Annotated in this window: 18 protein-coding genes and 2 pseudogenes; 10 read left to right on the forward strand and 10 right to left on the reverse strand. The window is 42.0% G+C overall.

The features are described from left to right. Positions 1-336: 336 nt before the first annotated feature. From M5J74_RS05785 to pgk, 8 genes are all read right to left on the reverse strand, one after another. A complete protein-coding gene (locus M5J74_RS05785) occupies positions 337-624 on the reverse strand; it encodes a hypothetical protein (RefSeq protein WP_015153165.1) in 288 nt (95 codons plus the stop codon). A 34-nt stretch (positions 625-658) separates the two neighbouring features. Then, entirely contained in the window at positions 659-1360 is a 702-nt protein-coding gene (locus M5J74_RS05790; RefSeq protein ID WP_041462846.1) for a DevA family ABC transporter ATP-binding protein, read from the reverse strand. 67 nt (positions 1361-1427) lie between these two features. Next, entirely contained in the window at positions 1428-1769 is a 342-nt protein-coding gene (locus tag M5J74_RS05795) for a four helix bundle protein (RefSeq protein ID WP_250015853.1), read from the reverse strand. Positions 1770-1840: 71 nt separating this feature from the next. Further along, positions 1841-3001, reverse strand: a complete 1161-nt coding sequence (gene devC, locus M5J74_RS05800; RefSeq protein ID WP_250015855.1) for an ABC transporter permease DevC — start codon at positions 2999-3001, stop codon at positions 1841-1843. A 149-nt stretch (positions 3002-3150) separates the two neighbouring features. Next, positions 3151-3471 (reverse strand): DUF2834 domain-containing protein, encoded by a 321-nt coding sequence (locus tag M5J74_RS05805; RefSeq protein ID WP_250015857.1) that lies wholly within the window; start codon positions 3469-3471, stop codon positions 3151-3153. Between the two features lie 136 nt (positions 3472-3607). Then, the gene (locus M5J74_RS05810; RefSeq protein ID WP_250015858.1) at positions 3608-4771 is read right to left on the reverse strand and encodes an ABC exporter membrane fusion protein; all 1164 of its coding nucleotides are present in this window, start codon (positions 4769-4771) and stop codon (positions 3608-3610) included. Positions 4772-4851: 80 nt separating this feature from the next. Beyond that, a complete protein-coding gene (locus M5J74_RS05815) occupies positions 4852-5412 on the reverse strand; it encodes a TetR/AcrR family transcriptional regulator (RefSeq protein ID WP_015153170.1) in 561 nt (186 codons plus the stop codon). A 231-nt stretch (positions 5413-5643) separates the two neighbouring features. Beyond that, complete coding sequence (gene pgk / locus M5J74_RS05820) at positions 5644-6846, reverse strand: phosphoglycerate kinase (RefSeq protein ID WP_015153171.1); 1203 nt, start codon at positions 6844-6846, stop codon at positions 5644-5646. Positions 6847-6936: 90 nt separating this feature from the next. On the opposite strand from pgk, the gene M5J74_RS05825 reads away from it, so the two are divergent. Both M5J74_RS05825 and ylqF read left to right on the forward strand, forming a co-directional pair. After that, the gene (locus tag M5J74_RS05825; protein ID WP_250015860.1) at positions 6937-7335 is read left to right on the forward strand and encodes a universal stress protein; all 399 of its coding nucleotides are present in this window, start codon (positions 6937-6939) and stop codon (positions 7333-7335) included. 117 nt (positions 7336-7452) lie between these two features. After that, on the forward strand, positions 7453-8310 hold the full coding sequence (ylqF, locus tag M5J74_RS05830; protein WP_106169646.1) for a ribosome biogenesis GTPase YlqF: 858 nt from the start codon (positions 7453-7455) through the stop codon (positions 8308-8310). 97 nt (positions 8311-8407) lie between these two features. Here ylqF and psb30 read toward each other — a convergent pair whose 3' ends face one another. Next, positions 8408-8530 (reverse strand): photosystem II reaction center protein Ycf12/Psb30, encoded by a 123-nt coding sequence (gene psb30, locus M5J74_RS05835; protein WP_039717506.1) that lies wholly within the window; start codon positions 8528-8530, stop codon positions 8408-8410. Between the two features lie 241 nt (positions 8531-8771). Between psb30 and M5J74_RS05840 the strand changes: the two genes are divergently transcribed. The 8 genes and pseudogenes from M5J74_RS05840 to M5J74_RS05875 form a co-directional block, all read left to right on the forward strand. Next, positions 8772-9125, forward strand: a complete 354-nt coding sequence (locus M5J74_RS05840) for a YkgJ family cysteine cluster protein (protein ID WP_371934011.1) — start codon at positions 8772-8774, stop codon at positions 9123-9125. A 139-nt stretch (positions 9126-9264) separates the two neighbouring features. Further along, positions 9265-9686, forward strand: a pseudogene (locus M5J74_RS05845) (TMEM165/GDT1 family protein). A gap of 94 nt (positions 9687-9780) precedes the next feature. Continuing rightward, entirely contained in the window at positions 9781-10083 is a 303-nt protein-coding gene (locus M5J74_RS05850) for a TMEM165/GDT1 family protein (protein WP_106169557.1), read from the forward strand. Between the two features lie 96 nt (positions 10084-10179). Next, on the forward strand, positions 10180-11379 hold the full coding sequence (locus M5J74_RS05855; protein ID WP_106169556.1) for a Coenzyme F420 hydrogenase/dehydrogenase, beta subunit C-terminal domain: 1200 nt from the start codon (positions 10180-10182) through the stop codon (positions 11377-11379). Positions 11380-11483: 104 nt separating this feature from the next. Then, positions 11484-11696, forward strand: coding sequence for a hypothetical protein (locus tag M5J74_RS05860; RefSeq protein ID WP_041462367.1), 213 nt, complete (start codon positions 11484-11486; stop codon positions 11694-11696). A 163-nt stretch (positions 11697-11859) separates the two neighbouring features. Next, positions 11860-12171 (forward strand): hypothetical protein, encoded by a 312-nt coding sequence (locus M5J74_RS05865; protein WP_015153179.1) that lies wholly within the window; start codon positions 11860-11862, stop codon positions 12169-12171. Positions 12172-12289: 118 nt separating this feature from the next. Then, positions 12290-12559: a DUF2281 domain-containing protein gene (locus tag M5J74_RS05870; RefSeq protein WP_015153180.1), complete on the forward strand. Its 270-nt coding sequence runs from the start codon at positions 12290-12292 to the stop codon at positions 12557-12559. After that, positions 12556-12951 (forward strand): annotated as a pseudogene (locus M5J74_RS05875) (type II toxin-antitoxin system VapC family toxin); the annotation flags it as partial. The gene M5J74_RS05870 and the pseudogene M5J74_RS05875, both read left to right, overlap by 4 nt. Before the next feature lie 130 nt (positions 12952-13081). On the opposite strand, the gene M5J74_RS05880 reads toward M5J74_RS05875, so the two are convergent. Continuing rightward, on the reverse strand, positions 13082-15259 hold the full coding sequence (locus tag M5J74_RS05880; RefSeq protein WP_250015868.1) for a hypothetical protein: 2178 nt from the start codon (positions 15257-15259) through the stop codon (positions 13082-13084). Between the last annotated feature and the right edge of the window lies 1 nt (position 15260).

The following is a 15260-nucleotide window of genomic DNA, read 5'->3' on the forward strand; positions in this document are numbered from 1 at the left end:
AAATTTCTAAATTAACGAGAAAACTAGAATCCAAATTAGAAATATCAAACATGCAATAATTAATCTTGGTTCAGAGAACATAATTAGCGCGATTAAACCCAGACATCCTAAAATAGCTCCGTAGACAAGACCCATTTCAAACAGATGTTTATCTTTATCTTCGCTGTTTCTGGTCATGGCTAAGCTATTAGTAGAAATATTGAGTTGTATAAATATCGAACTTTAGACGCGATCGCACCTGACTTTGATAAATTAATTAATTCAAATGCTTTATTTATACTATGTATTTGCTACTGAGTCTAGTCAGTTTATCAAGCTCATCACACATATCATTGACTACTTAACCTTAATAGATAACATCCGCTCTAGCAGTGCAACTTTTTGCAAACGGGCAAATGCTCTATTTCTCTGCTGCTGACGATGATAGTGTCGGCGTAACTTTCTAGTCACGAGTATTGATACGAGCATAAATATAGGTAATACTACAATTGCCGATGGAATCAGCAAATCGTTGTGACTGGTTTGCGCGTCTGCGTTAAATTTGCTACAAGTCTCCTGCCAAGTTTTAGTATTTGCCCAAGCGTTAGGTGTTTGGCAGATATTAGCAGCGTCTAGATTATCCACTTTTGATTCTCCTGGGTAGTGACTCCATATATATCTACTCACCCAAGACAGCTGAATTCGGATTATTGGCTAAATAACCATCTTCCATGTAAACAATGCGATCGGCGATGTCGAGAATGCGGTTATCGTGGGTGACAAGCAGGATGGTGCAACCCTGTTCTTTTGCCAAACGCTGCATAATCTCTACCACATCACGTCCAGATTGTTTGTCAAGTGCGGCTGTTGGTTCGTCTGCTAGAACAATTTTAGGATGACTGACTAACGCACGGGCGATCGCGACTCGTTGTTTTTGTCCTCCTGAGAGGTTTTCTGGATAATAATCGACTCGATTTCCCAAGCCAACGCTTTCTAGCATGGCTGTGGCTTTAGCATTTAAATCTTCAGCAAGATAGCGATCGTGTAATTCTAAAGACATTCTTACATTTTGTTTTGCAGTTAAGAATGACATCAAGTTATGTGCTTGAAAGATATATCCAATTTGGCAGCGCAACCGAGTTAATAGTTGTTTGTTTGCCCCGCGAATTTCTTGTTCTAAAATTTTTAAGCTACCCTCTTGAGCCGATCGCAACCCTCCCATTAAGGTTAATAGTGTTGTTTTCCCAGAGCCAGAAGGACCAGTCATAATAATAATTTCTCCAGGCATAATCTCCAAATTAATATCAAATAAAACTTGTTTTTTTAGTTCGCCTTGTCCGAAGTAATGATTGAGGTTTTGAATAGAAATGACAGGTTGCATGGTAATGGGTAATGGGTAATGGGTAATGGGTAATTGGTAATTGTAAGCTATCCATTCTCCAAAGATTTTAGATAGCGTTCAATCTAGGAATTAATTCGTCAATTATTGGTTTAAGTTTAGCTGATTGTTCGGTATTAAGAAGGTTTCGAGTATATGCTAAGCGTAACCAACTAATGGTTTCATACAAAGATACTCTAGCTATCTTTATAAACCTCTGATTATCTTTGAAATTATGACGACCGCGCCCTTCTGCAATATTGACACAAATACTATCCGCAGCGCGGACAATTTGTTTTCCCATCGTATCTTTAGTAAAACCATCCCATTGCTGAACAATCTGCCAAATTGTATTCGCTAAGCGTTCAGCCAACTTATACACTTCCAAACTCTCAAAGTCAGGTCTAGCCACTCAACAACTCTCATCTTATACTCCATGTCTTATATTTCCCCTTGCTAACCAACAATTACCCATTACCCCAATCAAAAAACATCAGCAGGATCGGCAGAACGCAATTTTTGCATGGCGATCGCCCCAGAAATACTACACATAATAAACGTAATTGCTAATACAAAGATTGCTCGTTCTACTTTCATTCCAATTGGCATTAAAATTGCTGCTGCTGCAACTTGATATAGTCCTAAAGAAATCAGAAAACCAGGAATATACCCCAAAATTGCTAATATTATTGATTCTTGAATCAAAACGCTTAATAAATAGCGATCGCTATATCCCATTGCCTTAAGCGTGGCGTATTCTGGTAAGTGATTGGCAACATCGGTGTAGAGAATTTGGTAAACAATGACAATGCCTACAATAATTCCTACAACCACACCAAGCCCAAAGATAAATCCAATTGCACCTTGGCTTTCCCAGTAGTATTTTTCTACTTCTGCAAATTCTTGTGGTGTCATGACTCTGACATCATTCGGCAAATTTGCTGTTAATTGTGCTTTGACAGTTTCTGAGTTTGTTCCTGGCTTGAGTTGAATTAATCCAATTTCAATTTGATTCGATTTGCGATCGGCTAGTAATTTGAGAAAAGTTGAATTGCTAACTATTACATTCCCATCAGCCGCAAAAGATGCACCAATTCTAAATAATCCAATTGTCCGAATATTTTGCTGATTTAACTGTATTTCCACGCTACCTTGCTTTTCCACTGTTTCTGCGATCGCCCCATATTCTGGACGTGAAGCGCGATCGAATAAAGCAGTATTTAAAAGTTGCAATCGCTTCGCATTTTGTTGAATTTCTGGTACGGCAAAGCTAGGTGCATTTGGATCGATACCCCAAATTAAAATCGTTCTGTCAATCCTCGTTGTAGGATTTTTCCATTCTCCTCTCCCAATATAAATTGAACTGACAGAAGACACGCCATTGTATGCCAATGTTTGATACAATCTTTCCCTTGAAAAACTTTGCAGCGTAGACAGCGATTCAAATTGCCGATTAATCATCACCAAATCTGCTTGTAGCAAACTTTGTGTCTGTGTCGCACTGTCGTAAAGAGAATCGTTGAATCCCAGTTGAATAAAGATCAGCATATCAGCAAAACTAATTCCCGCGATCGCCACTAGCAACCGCGTCTTTTCTTTCATTAATTGATGCCATGCGAGGGGAATTTTTTTCAGCCATTTCATAATGGTAATTGGGAATGGGTAATTGGTAATTGATGGCGTACATCCATTACTTGTAGGGACGGATTTATCAATATGCTTAGTTCAAAACAGATTTTCTTGGTAAACCCGTCCTTACCTTTGTCGTAGTCAATTAAACTTATTCCGATAATTTATTGGGAATTCTGAATGAGATATCTTTGACGCATGAGAAGAAATAACGGTAAACCTGTAGAAATACCAATTAAACTACTAGCAAAATAAACCCATAAATATTTCATACCTAGCCGCGAACCTTCCCAGAAAATAAATACCCACAAAACTAATTCTGCAACAATGACATCCCAACCAAATAAGGTTGAAATTTTGTTAGTAAATAGCTGTTGTACAAAGATTTGAGGGTTGAATCCTTGCTCGAATAGAAAAGGTAAAATTTCAGAGAAGGCTAAAGCAGTGCCTAATATACAAAGTGTTAAATACAAAACTTGCACCATCTCAATTTCTCCTTTTCAGTTGTCAGTTGTCAGTCATTAGGCGAGAGGCGAGAGATAGATTTTGCCTTTTGACTTTTAACTTTTGACTTTTCCCTATTTATACCGAACATGCGTTATGCTTTGAAACAAATAAAATCTATAGTTGAATTGCTGTTTCTACCTGTAAATTTGTCAACCCAGCTACCTGTTGACTAGCTTCTGGAGTTAGGCGAATCTCCACCTCTACTATGCGCCGATCTAGATTTTCTCCAGGTTGGTTGCTGAAGACATTCTGTCGATCGACTTGTAAACCGATTTGGGAAACCTTACCGCGCAACTGTCCTGTAATTGCTTGACTGGTAATGACGGCTGGCTGTCCCAACTGAACTTTACCGATATCAGTCTGATAAACTTCAGCGACAGCAACCATTTGAGCCGTTTGTCCCATTTCTACAATCCCCGAATCACTAATTTTTTCTCCTTCTCGCGTGCGAATCTTGAGAATTTGCCCAGACATAGGGGCGCGAATATAGGCTTCTTGTAGCTGCGTTTCCGATGTTTTCACAGCGGCGATCGCGGTATCCACTTCTGTTTGGGCTGCATCCACATCTACCGGACGTACCTCGGCAATCCGATTCAGGGTAGCTTTGGCTTCTTGTAGTTGAGCCTGTAAAGTTTCCACCGTGCGGTTTTTCCCCGAAAGCGCTTCCTTTAATTGTGCTTGAGCGATTTCTAGGGTTAATCGCCTGCTATCTATGTTCGATGCAGAGATTGCACCTTGACGATATAATTGTAAAAAACGATTATACTCTGCTAGGGCGTTGTTAACTTCTGCTTGATAGCGAGCAATAGTAGCATTTTGAGTTGACGTTTCTCCAGCAATTTCTGCTTGTATCCGGGTAATAGTCGCTTCTTGCGCCTTAATTTCTCCTGTTTTTGCCCCTGCTCTCACCTGTGCTAACTTAGCTTGGGCAACTCTGACTTGTTCGCGTGCTTGTGCCAAAGCATTTTGCAAGCGATCGCGAGAATCTAAAATCGCAATAGTTTGTCCTGCTTTGACGCGATCGCCTTCTTTAACTAATAATTGGTCTACGCGATCGCCATCCAATGCAGATGGGGCAAATAAGCGAATTGCTTCTGTTTCTGGTTCCAGTCGTCCCAAAGCCGTAACTTGCGTCACTGGGGGAGTTGTCGCCACAGGAGGAGAAGGCTGAGAAGATTGAGAAACGACATAAAAGCCAGTTGCCCCTGTGATGGCAGTTGCCGTCAGAATTAACCCCGCTATCCAGCGATTTGAAGGTTTTAAAATTTCATTGGTCATTGGTAGTTGGTAATTGGTAATGGGTAATTGGTAATTGGTAATTGCTCCCTGATAACTGATAACTGATAACTGATAACTGATTATTTCAGGTATGCTACAAGAATTTTGCTGAGTAAGGTTGCTTGTTCTGGATAGGAAATTGTTTCAGTTTCAAATATTCCTCGCATTAATAAACCGTAAAGATAGTTCAGGACAAAATCCGCGATCGCTTTATCTGGTACTTGCAAATAGTCGGCGATCGCTTGCGTAGTCTTATCCCAAGAGCTGTGAAAAGCATTATTTTTGGTCAGTTCAGCTTTTTCCTGCTGGTAGAATTCCACCCAAAGTAAAACTTGCTTGCAAAAATTATCTTCATTTTTAGCAACAAAATTGAACATAGTTTCAATTCGCTCTGTTAAGGTGGGTGGATTTCCCGCCTCAGCCAAGAAGTTGAGCAAGTCTTGTCTGTCTAGTTCTTCTACCAACTGAAGAAATAAGGCTTGTTTGCTGGGAAAGTAATGATAAAGCGTCCCTGTAGACACGCCCAATCCTTGAGCTAACTGTCGCATGGTGATCGAACCGTAGCCTCTTTCGGCAAATAGATCGAAACTCTTGAGCAACAGTTCTTTACGATATTGGTCGTGGTCTACAATTTTGGGCATCGGGATAATTAATTTGACTCCATATTAAATCGAACGTTTGATATAAATAAATATAAAACGAATGTCCAATATAAATCAAGTAGGAGCGGGTTTGTTTTACAGCAAATATGTCAAGTAACAAATACATTTGCTGGCAAACCCGCCCGTACTTTAATTTCCCCTCTTTTTAAGGGGGGTTAGGGGGATCGAAATCCCGCTTCTTCAACTGCGGATTTCCTCTCAGTCTCCGAATCAGGCATCATCCAAAGCAGCAATACCGGGTAGTTCCTTACCTTCAAGTAACTCCAAGCTAGCGCCGCCACCAGTTGAAATATGGCTCATTTGCTCAGCTACACCGACTTTCTCCACCGCTGCTACAGAGTCACCACCACCGATGATGGAAGTTACGCCTTGCTTGGTGAGATCGGCAAGAGTACGAGCGATCGCTTCTGTACCTACAGCAAACTTGTCAAACTCAAATACACCCATCGGACCATTCCAAATCACCGACTTGCACTCAGCCAGTGCTGCTTGGAACGTCTTGACCGAATCTGGACCAATATCCAAACCCATACCATCAGATGGAATATTATCCACACTGACGGTCTGAGCGTTGGCATCAGCAGCAAATTTATCTGCTACCACCACATCTGTAGGTAACAATAGATCGACACCACGTTCTTTTGCCTTAGCTTCCAAAGATTTAGCCAGTTCTAGCTTGTCTTCTTCCACCAGCGACTTACCAACATTCAAACCCCGTGCTTTGTAGAAGGTGAAAATCATCCCACCACCCAACAGCAGCTTATCGCACTTGTCCAACAGCGTTTCGATTACGCCAATCTTACTGGAGACTTTCGAGCCACCAATAATTGCCGCTAGGGGACGCTGAGGATTTTCGATCGCGCTTTGGAGATACTGAAGTTCTTTTTCAATCAAATAACCTGCTACCGAAGGGCTGAGGTAGTGAGTTACGCCCTCAGTTGAAGCATGGGCGCGGTGAGCCGTACCAAAAGCATCATTTACGTACAAGTCCGCATTTGCAGCTAACTTTTGAGCAAATTCTGGATTATTCTTCTCTTCTTCGGGATAGAAGCGAACGTTTTCCAGTAGCAACACCTGACCGTTTTGCATTCCTGCAACTTTGCCAGCAACCTCATCACCGATACAATCGTCGCACTTAATAACCTCTTGACCGAGTAATTCGGAAAGGCGCTTAGCAACGGGAGTCAGACGCAATTTATCATCTACACCTTTGGGACGACCGAAGTGACTAGCCAGGATGACTTTAGCACCCTTTTTAATTAAATCTTGAATTGTCGGCAGTGCAGCACGAATGCGGGTATCATCGGTGATATTGCCTTGGTCATCTAGCGGTACGTTAAAATCTACCCGTACTAACGCCCGCTTCCCAGATAAATCTGACGAGGATAAATTTGCTAGAGTTTTTTTGGACACAGCGTCAACCTCCTAATTGCCTTTTTGGTCTAGTCCATCATTTAGCGCCGTCCACATTTTACCGAAGCATGGGTATCGGAGTTACCACAAATGTTTAAGACTGTTCTGTTTCCGATCGATCGCAGCCGCGAAACACAAGAAGCCGTAGGAGTCGTGGTTGAAATCGTGCAAAAGTATGGTAGCCGTCTAATACTGCTATCGGTAGTAGAAGGATCGGAAGAGGCTGACGAGGGCATGGAATCGCCTGATGTCGTAGCCCGACTTCTCGAAGATGCCCAGTCCGTCTTCAAACAGCAAGGCATTCAAACAGAGGCATTTGAGCGGCAGGGCAAGCCTGCATTTGTTATCTGTGATGTAGCCGACGAAGTTAATGCAAACTTAATTGTCATGGGTTGCCGAGGACTCGGGTTAACAGAAGAAGGAGTCACCGAAAGCGTCACCAACCGCGTGATCAATCTATCTCCCTGTCCGGTTTTAGTTGTACCTTAATGAGGGAGCAGAGAGCGAGGAGTGAGGGGGACAAGGAGGACAAGGAAGCAATTCCAGCCAACTACCAACTACCAACTACCAACTACCAACTACCCATTCACAAATGACCAATGACAAATGACCAATGACATTCAATGGTATCCAGGTCACATTGCCAAAGCAGAAAGAGCGCTTGCCGAACAACTGAAGTTGGTTGATGTGGTATTGGAGGTACGGGACGCACGGATTCCACTAGCGACCCACCATCCGCGCGTGCCAGAGTGGGTAGGCAATAAAACACGAGTATTAATCCTCAACCGCGTCGATGCAATTCCCCCTGCGGTGCGGCAGTTGTGGCAGCAGTGGTTTAAGACACGGGGAGAAACAGTTTACTTTACCAATGCTAAAGATGGTAACGGTGTAGGACAAGTATTGCAGGTAGCGCAAAGAGCAGGTGATGAGATTAATCAACGCCGCAAAAATCGCGGCTTGTTAGCCCGTCCCGTGCGGGCAGCGGCGATTGGATTTCCCAACGTGGGTAAGTCAGCGCTGATCAATCGGCTATTGAAGCGGCGGATTGTTGTCAGTGAGGCTCGTCCTGGGGTAACGCGCCAGTTGCGCTGGGTCAGAATTTCCGATCGCGTCGAATTGTTAGATGCACCTGGGGTAATTCCAACTAAGCTAGAAGACCAAGCAGCAGCAATTAAGTTAGCTATCTGCGATGATATTGGTGATGCTGCCTACGATTCTTACCAAGTGGCTGTTATCTTTATCGATTTGCTGCAAGATTTAATGGCAACTGCTCCCGAACTCATGCCTGACAATCCCCTATCTCGCTACAAAATCGATTCGTTGGGCATGACAGGAGAAGAATTTGTCTATGAGTTATCGGCAAAACGCGATCGCGGTGACTTGGAACGCACGGCAAGACAGATACTGATAGATTTTCGCAAAGGAATTTTGGGGACAGTTCCCTTAGAGTTACCACCGAATTAATTTTTGTAACTTTTCTTTTCATCCAAATAAACCAAAAGAGGGAAAATAGCTCAAAGCTACTCCCTCCCTTATCCATTGATGGTATATCGTATGAGTTTTAGAGATCGCCGTTGCGAAAGGCAAGGACAAAAATAACTGCTGGACCAGCTAGCATGATCAGGGCAACGCTTACTAGTTGAAACAGAGTTTCCCACTGAAAACTACCGATCGCATCAAAAATTCCAGACATAAGATTTATCTCTCCTCCCAGCTTGTCTATTTAACGTCGATTTCTTACATAAAAATCCGCACCTTATTTTACCTAGAGGAGAATTACCGGATTTAATTAACTTAACAAATCTATAACAAACCACAAATAAACTCTTGCTGCTCTCATTTTAGTGATGGGGTAACTAAAATCGCTAAGCTTGAGTAGCGGGAACGCGATCGTCACCCAATCTGAATATTATGGCGACTTGGAAATGGCAACTTGGAAATGTGTAAAGCAGTGTGGCGCTTGCTGTCATCTCGACCCAGAAGAACGCCCAGACATAGCAGAGTATTTGACACCAGAAGAGTTATCACTCTATCTCAGCATGGTAGGTGAAGGTGGTTGGTGTATTAACTACGACCATCTCAAGCGAGAATGCAAAATCTATCCCAACCGCCCTCGCTTTTGCCGAGTCGAGCCAGAAATATTCTTAGATATGTACGGCATCGAGCCGGAAGAAGTCAACGATTTTGCGATCGAGTGCTGCGAGCAACAGATTTCCGGCGTTTATGGCGATCGCAGCCTGGAAATGGTGCGATTTAGTAGGGAAGTTGGCGATTGGTAGTAGTTGTTAGTTGTTGGTTGTTGGTTAACTGGTCACTGGTCACTGGTCGCTGACAACTGATAACGGGGTTGCCTTTTGTCACGATTTGGCAGAAAATGAAAGGAATATGAAAAGTATCGCGTATTGAACTGAGTTGCCCGTGAAACTGGAATCTGCACCCCCACAGCGATCTAGCTTATCTGACCAAATAACAGCACTGGAGAAACAGGTTTTGGAAACACACAGCCAACCTGTTGTCAGCGTTAGCGATCGCCCCCCGCAACAGCAAAAGCAAACACAGCAGTCTTGGTGGGCAATATACGCCTCGACATTTTTCACCATATTTTTGGCAGAATGCGGCGACAAGACTCAACTTTCCACGCTCTTGATGAGTGCAGAGTCTCAATCCCCCTGGATTGTCTTCGTAGGTGCAGCCGCAGCGTTAATTACGACCAGTTTACTAGGCGTACTCTTGGACAGTGGTTAGCAAAACACTTATCACCTAGAAAGTTAGAAATTGCCGCGGGTACGAGTTTACTACTGATCGCGATCGCCTTAGTAGGGGATATTTTACTCTCGTAGAGATCCCCCCTAGCCCCTAGCCCTCCTTAAAAAGGGGGAAATAAATACAGAAAAGTCCCCCTCAGCTCTCTTCAACCCCTCACTCCTCAACTTCATGGACTGGAAACTACTAGGAATCACTTTTGTAACTGTATTTCTCTCAGAATTGGGAGACAAAAGCCAACTAGCAGCGATCGCCCTCAGTGGCGGTTGTAAATCTCCACGTGCTGTCTTTTTTGGCACGGCTAGCGCTTTGATATTGACAAGTTTGCTGGGAGTTTTAGCAGGTGCGGGTGCAGCTCAGTTGCTACCTGTAAAATTCGTCAAGGCGATCGCGGCTGTGGGTTTTGCCGTGCTTGCAATTCGGTTATTATGCTTTGGAGACAATTCTCAGGAAACGGAGGAAACTACGATTTAAAAGGTGCAAATTCTACCTTTTGTCACCACATACTAAAATATTTCGGCTGAAAGCGGTATTGTGTGAACAGGTATAAAAAACAAAGTTTTATGACTTATGACCGCCCTTCATCCTACCGACCATAAGAAAGCTAAAGCCCTCAAACCTGGCAGCCGTCGCCCAGCCAAAGAACTTTGTAGCGAGTGCGGTCTGTGCGATACATATTACATCCACTATGTCAAGGAAGCCTGTGCTTTTTTAAATCAGCAATTTGACCAATTAGAAACTCAAACGCACGATCGCAGCCGTAATTTAGACAATCCAGACGAACTTTACTTCGGCGTGCATCAATCGATGACAGCGGCGCGGAAAAAAGAACCGATTCCAGGGGCGCAATGGACGGGTATTGTTAGTACCATTGCGATCGAAATGCTAAATCGCGGCATTGTCGAAGGCGTAGTCTGCGTCCAGAATACCAAAGAAGACCGCTTTCAACCGATGCCAATTATTGCCCGTACCCCAGAGGAAATTTTAGCCGCACGGGTAAATAAACCTACGCTGTCGCCTAACCTATCGGTGCTAGAACAAATAGAACAGTCAGGCATGAAACGGCTGTTAGTAATTGGTGTCGGTTGTCAAATTCAAGCATTGCGGGCAGTAGAAAAACAACTTGGCTTAGAAAAGCTTTACGTTTTAGGAACTCCTTGCGTGGATAACGTTACCCGTGCGGGATTGCAAAAATTCTTAGAAACGACTAGTAAATCGCCCGATACAGTAGTACATTACGAATTCATGCAAGATTTCCGCGTTCACTTCAAGCATGAAGATGGTTCGGTGGAAACAGTACCTTTCTTTGGTTTAAAGACAAACCAACTCAAGGATGTATTTGCACCTTCTTGTATGAGTTGCTTTGATTATGTCAATTCCCTTGCCGATTTGGTTGTCGGTTACATGGGTGCTACCTTTGGTTGGCAGTGGATTGTTGTCCGCAACGATCGCGGTCGCGAAATGCTGGATTTGGTGCAAGATAAATTAGAGCTACAACCTGTTATTTCGCAGGGCGATCGCCATCAAGCAGTACAACAGAGTATACCTGCTTACGATAAAGCGGTGACTTTGCCCATGTGGGCGGCGAAGTTAATGGGTGTAGTCATTGAAAGAATTGGTCCGAAAGGGTTGGAATATGCCCGGTTCTCGATTGATTCTCACTTTACGCGGAATTATCTGTACGTGAAGCGGAATTATTTAGAGAAGTTGGAAGCGCATGTACCGGAGTTTGCTAAGCGAATTGTGGGGCAGTATAAGTTGCCGGATTAATGTCACGCAAAGGCGCAAAGGCGCAAAGATGGGAAGGGTTTTCGCGTTTAGTATTACAGTTGTATTCAGGCTCAACTAGATTTATCAGTAAATATGGTTGAGCAATGCTAGATACATCCAACGTATTCTTAACAGGTGTTGCGTTAGAAGCACTCTCGCAATGGAGTGAAACACTCAAGAGGTTCCAGCAACAGTTGGGAAAGCACTTTGCTCGTTCGGAAGCACGCAAAGCAGCCTTTAATTATGTCCCAGCACGAGTGAGTCCGGTGGAGCGCAAGAATGGCGCTGCAAAGGGCAGAACAGGTGGGACACAATAGCCCATACCGTTTGCAACATTTACGCTTGTCGAGCCGCCTGGGATGCCGATGCTGTATGTAAGGAGGTTCGTTCATATGTTGTGGAACATCTTGGTAGTAATGACACACGATCTCAACTGGTCTGGTCGATGCAACTTCTAACCTGATTCAAGAACAAAAGCAAGTGCTGCTCTTGACCCAGGCAGCGAAGAGAATTGCCATAAATTCGGTTAAACTTGCCTATGCGATTCCAATTGCTGCACTACTGGTGTGGGGGACTCTAGCATTCTTTGCTGGCAAGCTTCACGAATACAACACAGTCGATGCTGTCAATAATCGAGCCTTAGCAAGTCTTGCGTTGCGCGTAAGAAAAAACTGCCAGCAGCAATACCTGGCAAATCCCCAGAAAATGAATCCTAGCGGCGATGGAATTGTGAGAAATTGTCCTGGTTTTGAATATGTAATTCCTGCTGGACAACGAAAAGTAGCCAAGTAGCTTTAGTAAAGCCAGCTCTAATATTGTGTATAGCAATAGAGCGATCGCACATAGTCTCAACTAGCGGTGTACACTACGAGAGAAAGCGATCGCGCTCAGAGCGGTAGTAGTAAGGCGTATGAATACCGAACAATTGTTACTAGAAAAATGGCGATTGCTACCTCCAGAGCGGCAACAAGAAGTGATTGATTTTGTAGAGTTTTTAGAATTAAAGAAAGCCACTACAAGCAGGCAAGCAGCCGAACCGAAGTCTAAGTCAACGCTGGGTGAAAGGTTACAACAGATTCGTGAGGAAATCGTTGCGTCTGGCGAACCTTTGCTGGATTGGGAAGGAGTTGAGCGTGAGAAAGCCGAGCGTAGAGGCGGATATCAGGAAGACGTTGAGTGACTTGCACATTTCTTGATTCAGGCGTGCTAATTGCTGCCGCACGGGGCGAGGGAGCTATTGCCCAAAGAGCCTTAGCAATTCTTAGAGATCCCAATCGTGACTTCGCATCTAGCATCTTCCTGAAGTTAGAGGTACTGCCTAAAGCAATTTACAACAGTCGTAATAGCGAAGTTAGGTTTTACGAGGCATATTTTGATGCAGTTTCTTACTGGGCTGAAAATATCGACCAAATAATTCAAAATGCATATCGAGAAGTGAGTGAATCGGGATTAGGAGCAATGGATGCCCTACACGTAGCGGCAGCTGTACTAGTTGGCGCAGAAGAATTTATTACTAATGAGAAGCTTGAAAAATCTATTCACCGTACTGAGAGCATACCAGTGATTTCAATTCGGTACGTTTGGCAATATTTTTCGAGAAACGCTACCGTTGACACTGGCTCTCTACGCTCATCCACAGCCACAGCCTAGTTTCTAACACTCCTTTTCTTATTTTAATCCTGCCAAAGCAACAAAAGAGGAATCAGATATCAAATGATAAGAAATTTATTTCTATAGTTGGTGAGTATAAGAGAGAATTGGTTGCATGGAATTTAAATGACTGGACTTGAGCAGGTAATTGTCTGTGAAAGAAAGACAACGCTTCATTGTCATCTTTAGGTAGGTGACTAACTATAACACCGTTGTCTGAATTCTCAGGAATAATTCTGTAGTCTCGTTTGCTACCATCTGCATAAGTTACTTGCATAGTTACAGGTGGACTTCTAAACAAGCTTTTATAGATTTTCCCAAAGAGAGAATACGTAAATTTAACTTTTGCAAGAATTATAGAGCGATCGCTTGCTTCTATATGCTGAGAATTATTCCAACGTATAGTTGACGTTTTACCTGTTGAAACACTTGGAGAACATCCACTTGAAGACAGTTTTTCTAAAAGTAATAAGTTTGTTGGATAAGAAAATTTATTTTGTTGGCTAGACTTAGGGAGATAAGAATTTAACTTATAGTTACAAAAAATATAAGAAAAAGTTCTCGGTTCATCAAAGAAAGGATGTCTACCATCTATGGCAGAAAAATCATAGAAGATATAGTCTCTCGGTTCTGTTGATAAACTTTTAAAGTTGAGGTTATCAAGAGTAGTTGTATAAGCTGAGTAAGATTGAAATATTGGTCGCGGCTTCCAGTTTAGGTTGTTTGCTGCTACTAATGATATTTCCCAAGGAACAATATCAACTTTTTTATTTTCTACTATGCTTGTCATGCTAGTAGGTAATTTTTCAACAGCTAAATTATTGTTACTATTTGCTTGTATACTAGAGTGCAAAGAACTTGGGTTAAATAAGTATGTCAAATTTTTAATCGCCATGTCTGGAGTAACAGAGCGAGGGCTGCTAGTTCCTAGTGGTATCCAAAATATAAAAGCTATAACTAACACATAAAAATATAGTAAATAAGAAAATTTTTGAATGCGAACTCCTCTGACTTTTGGTAGACATAATGAAACTACAATTAGCGTACACCAACTAAAAATAACGACATGATTGACACTATGACGGACAAAACCATGTTTAAAAGCTAAAAACAAACATAGAAATAAAGCTAAAGTAAAACCGAGGCTTCCCTGTTTTGCTACTAAAACTAAAAGAATAGATATCAAAGCTATTTCTGACACTGCAAGAATCAACTCTCGCTTGGAACCAACAAGGCTCATTGCGCTGGAATAGCTAGATGCTACATCTAAAGAATGCTTTAAATAGTCTATTAATGAAGGATAAGAGGAAAAAATTGTTACGACGAGACAAGAACAATAAATTATATAAAAGACGTACCAACTGGCAGTTCTAATACGAGATTTACTGATTAAATTCCTGCTAATAGTAATTTTCTCACCCGCTTTAAGAATAACCTTACGATCTAGCCTTAGCTGAATAAACCAAGCTAGTAATCCACTAGTACCAGAGACAACAAGACAAACTAGTATTTTATAGAGGTTTGATATATAGAAATCCGGGGACAATAATATAAATGATACGGATATGGCAGCTAATAATGAATCAAGTAATGCAAAGAGATTAATCAGGTAATTTGAGTTTTTCTTAATAGAATCAAAAAAGTTCCCCAGGAATAATAAACATAGAGAACCAGCAGTAGCAATTCCAAGAGTGAACTTGGTTAATAGACAGAAACCAGCAAAAGCTCCTAAACTTACAGCGCAGCATCTCGTTAATTTGATAGGTAAGTTATCAACTATAGATAAAATGATTAAAAATATAAATAGAATCTGGTAGTCTGTTGATATATTTTGATAAGTTACAGATATATTAATCGAAACAAGTAATAACCAGCTTGAAAATATTGCTAATTTCTGTAGTTTCGTTTTTAGCTTTGCTATTTTTAAAGATACCGCTACAAACAAAATGAAATATACAATAAAACGAAATTTTGTGACTGTAATAAAATTTTGCTCTAACGCTGCTCCATGAACTAAGTACCCTAACGGACCATATGTGAATATAATATCTTTTCCAAAAATAAGTTTGTCTACTGCTGCACGGCTAATTGCATATTGCCAAGATAGCTCTAAATCTGTTCCTAGACTATTTGGTATTGGTATAAAAATTAGAAAAAGGTATAATGATACGAGTGTCAAGATTAAAAAAAATAGGGGGTATTGAATTTTCTTAAAAGTAGTTTTTTGCATT

Origin of the sequence: Chroococcidiopsis sp. CCNUC1 (assembly GCF_023546805.1) — a bacterium.
Taxonomy (GTDB): domain Bacteria; phylum Cyanobacteriota; class Cyanobacteriia; order Cyanobacteriales; family Chroococcidiopsidaceae; genus Chroococcidiopsis; species Chroococcidiopsis thermalis.

What these genes read in the sequence shown, in the direction of transcription:
- M5J74_RS05790 (WP_041462846.1), bottom strand. Translation starts at nt 1,360, where the DNA reads ATGCAACCTGTCATTTCTATTCAAAACCTCAATCATTACTTCGGACAA.
- M5J74_RS05860 (WP_041462367.1), top strand. Translation starts at nt 11,484, where the DNA reads ATGCTAGATACATCCAACGTATTCTTAACAGGTGTTGCGTTAGAAGCA.
- M5J74_RS05805 (WP_250015857.1), bottom strand. Translation starts at nt 3,471, where the DNA reads ATGGTGCAAGTTTTGTATTTAACACTTTGTATATTAGGCACTGCTTTA.
- M5J74_RS05825 (WP_250015860.1), top strand. Translation starts at nt 6,937, where the DNA reads ATGTTTAAGACTGTTCTGTTTCCGATCGATCGCAGCCGCGAAACACAA.
- M5J74_RS05855 (WP_106169556.1), top strand. Translation starts at nt 10,180, where the DNA reads ATGACCGCCCTTCATCCTACCGACCATAAGAAAGCTAAAGCCCTCAAA.
- M5J74_RS05880 (WP_250015868.1), bottom strand. Translation starts at nt 15,259, where the DNA reads ATGCAAAAAACTACTTTTAAGAAAATTCAATACCCCCTATTTTTTTTA.
- devC (WP_250015855.1), bottom strand. Translation starts at nt 3,001, where the DNA reads ATGAAATGGCTGAAAAAAATTCCCCTCGCATGGCATCAATTAATGAAA.
- M5J74_RS05840 (WP_371934011.1), top strand. Translation starts at nt 8,772, where the DNA reads ATGGCAACTTGGAAATGTGTAAAGCAGTGTGGCGCTTGCTGTCATCTC.
- M5J74_RS05810 (WP_250015858.1), bottom strand. Translation starts at nt 4,771, where the DNA reads ATGACCAATGAAATTTTAAAACCTTCAAATCGCTGGATAGCGGGGTTA.
- M5J74_RS05850 (WP_106169557.1), top strand. Translation starts at nt 9,781, where the DNA reads ATGGACTGGAAACTACTAGGAATCACTTTTGTAACTGTATTTCTCTCA.
- M5J74_RS05815 (WP_015153170.1), bottom strand. Translation starts at nt 5,412, where the DNA reads ATGCCCAAAATTGTAGACCACGACCAATATCGTAAAGAACTGTTGCTC.
- ylqF (WP_106169646.1), top strand. Translation starts at nt 7,453, where the DNA reads ATGACCAATGACATTCAATGGTATCCAGGTCACATTGCCAAAGCAGAA.
- M5J74_RS05870 (WP_015153180.1), top strand. Translation starts at nt 12,290, where the DNA reads ATGAATACCGAACAATTGTTACTAGAAAAATGGCGATTGCTACCTCCA.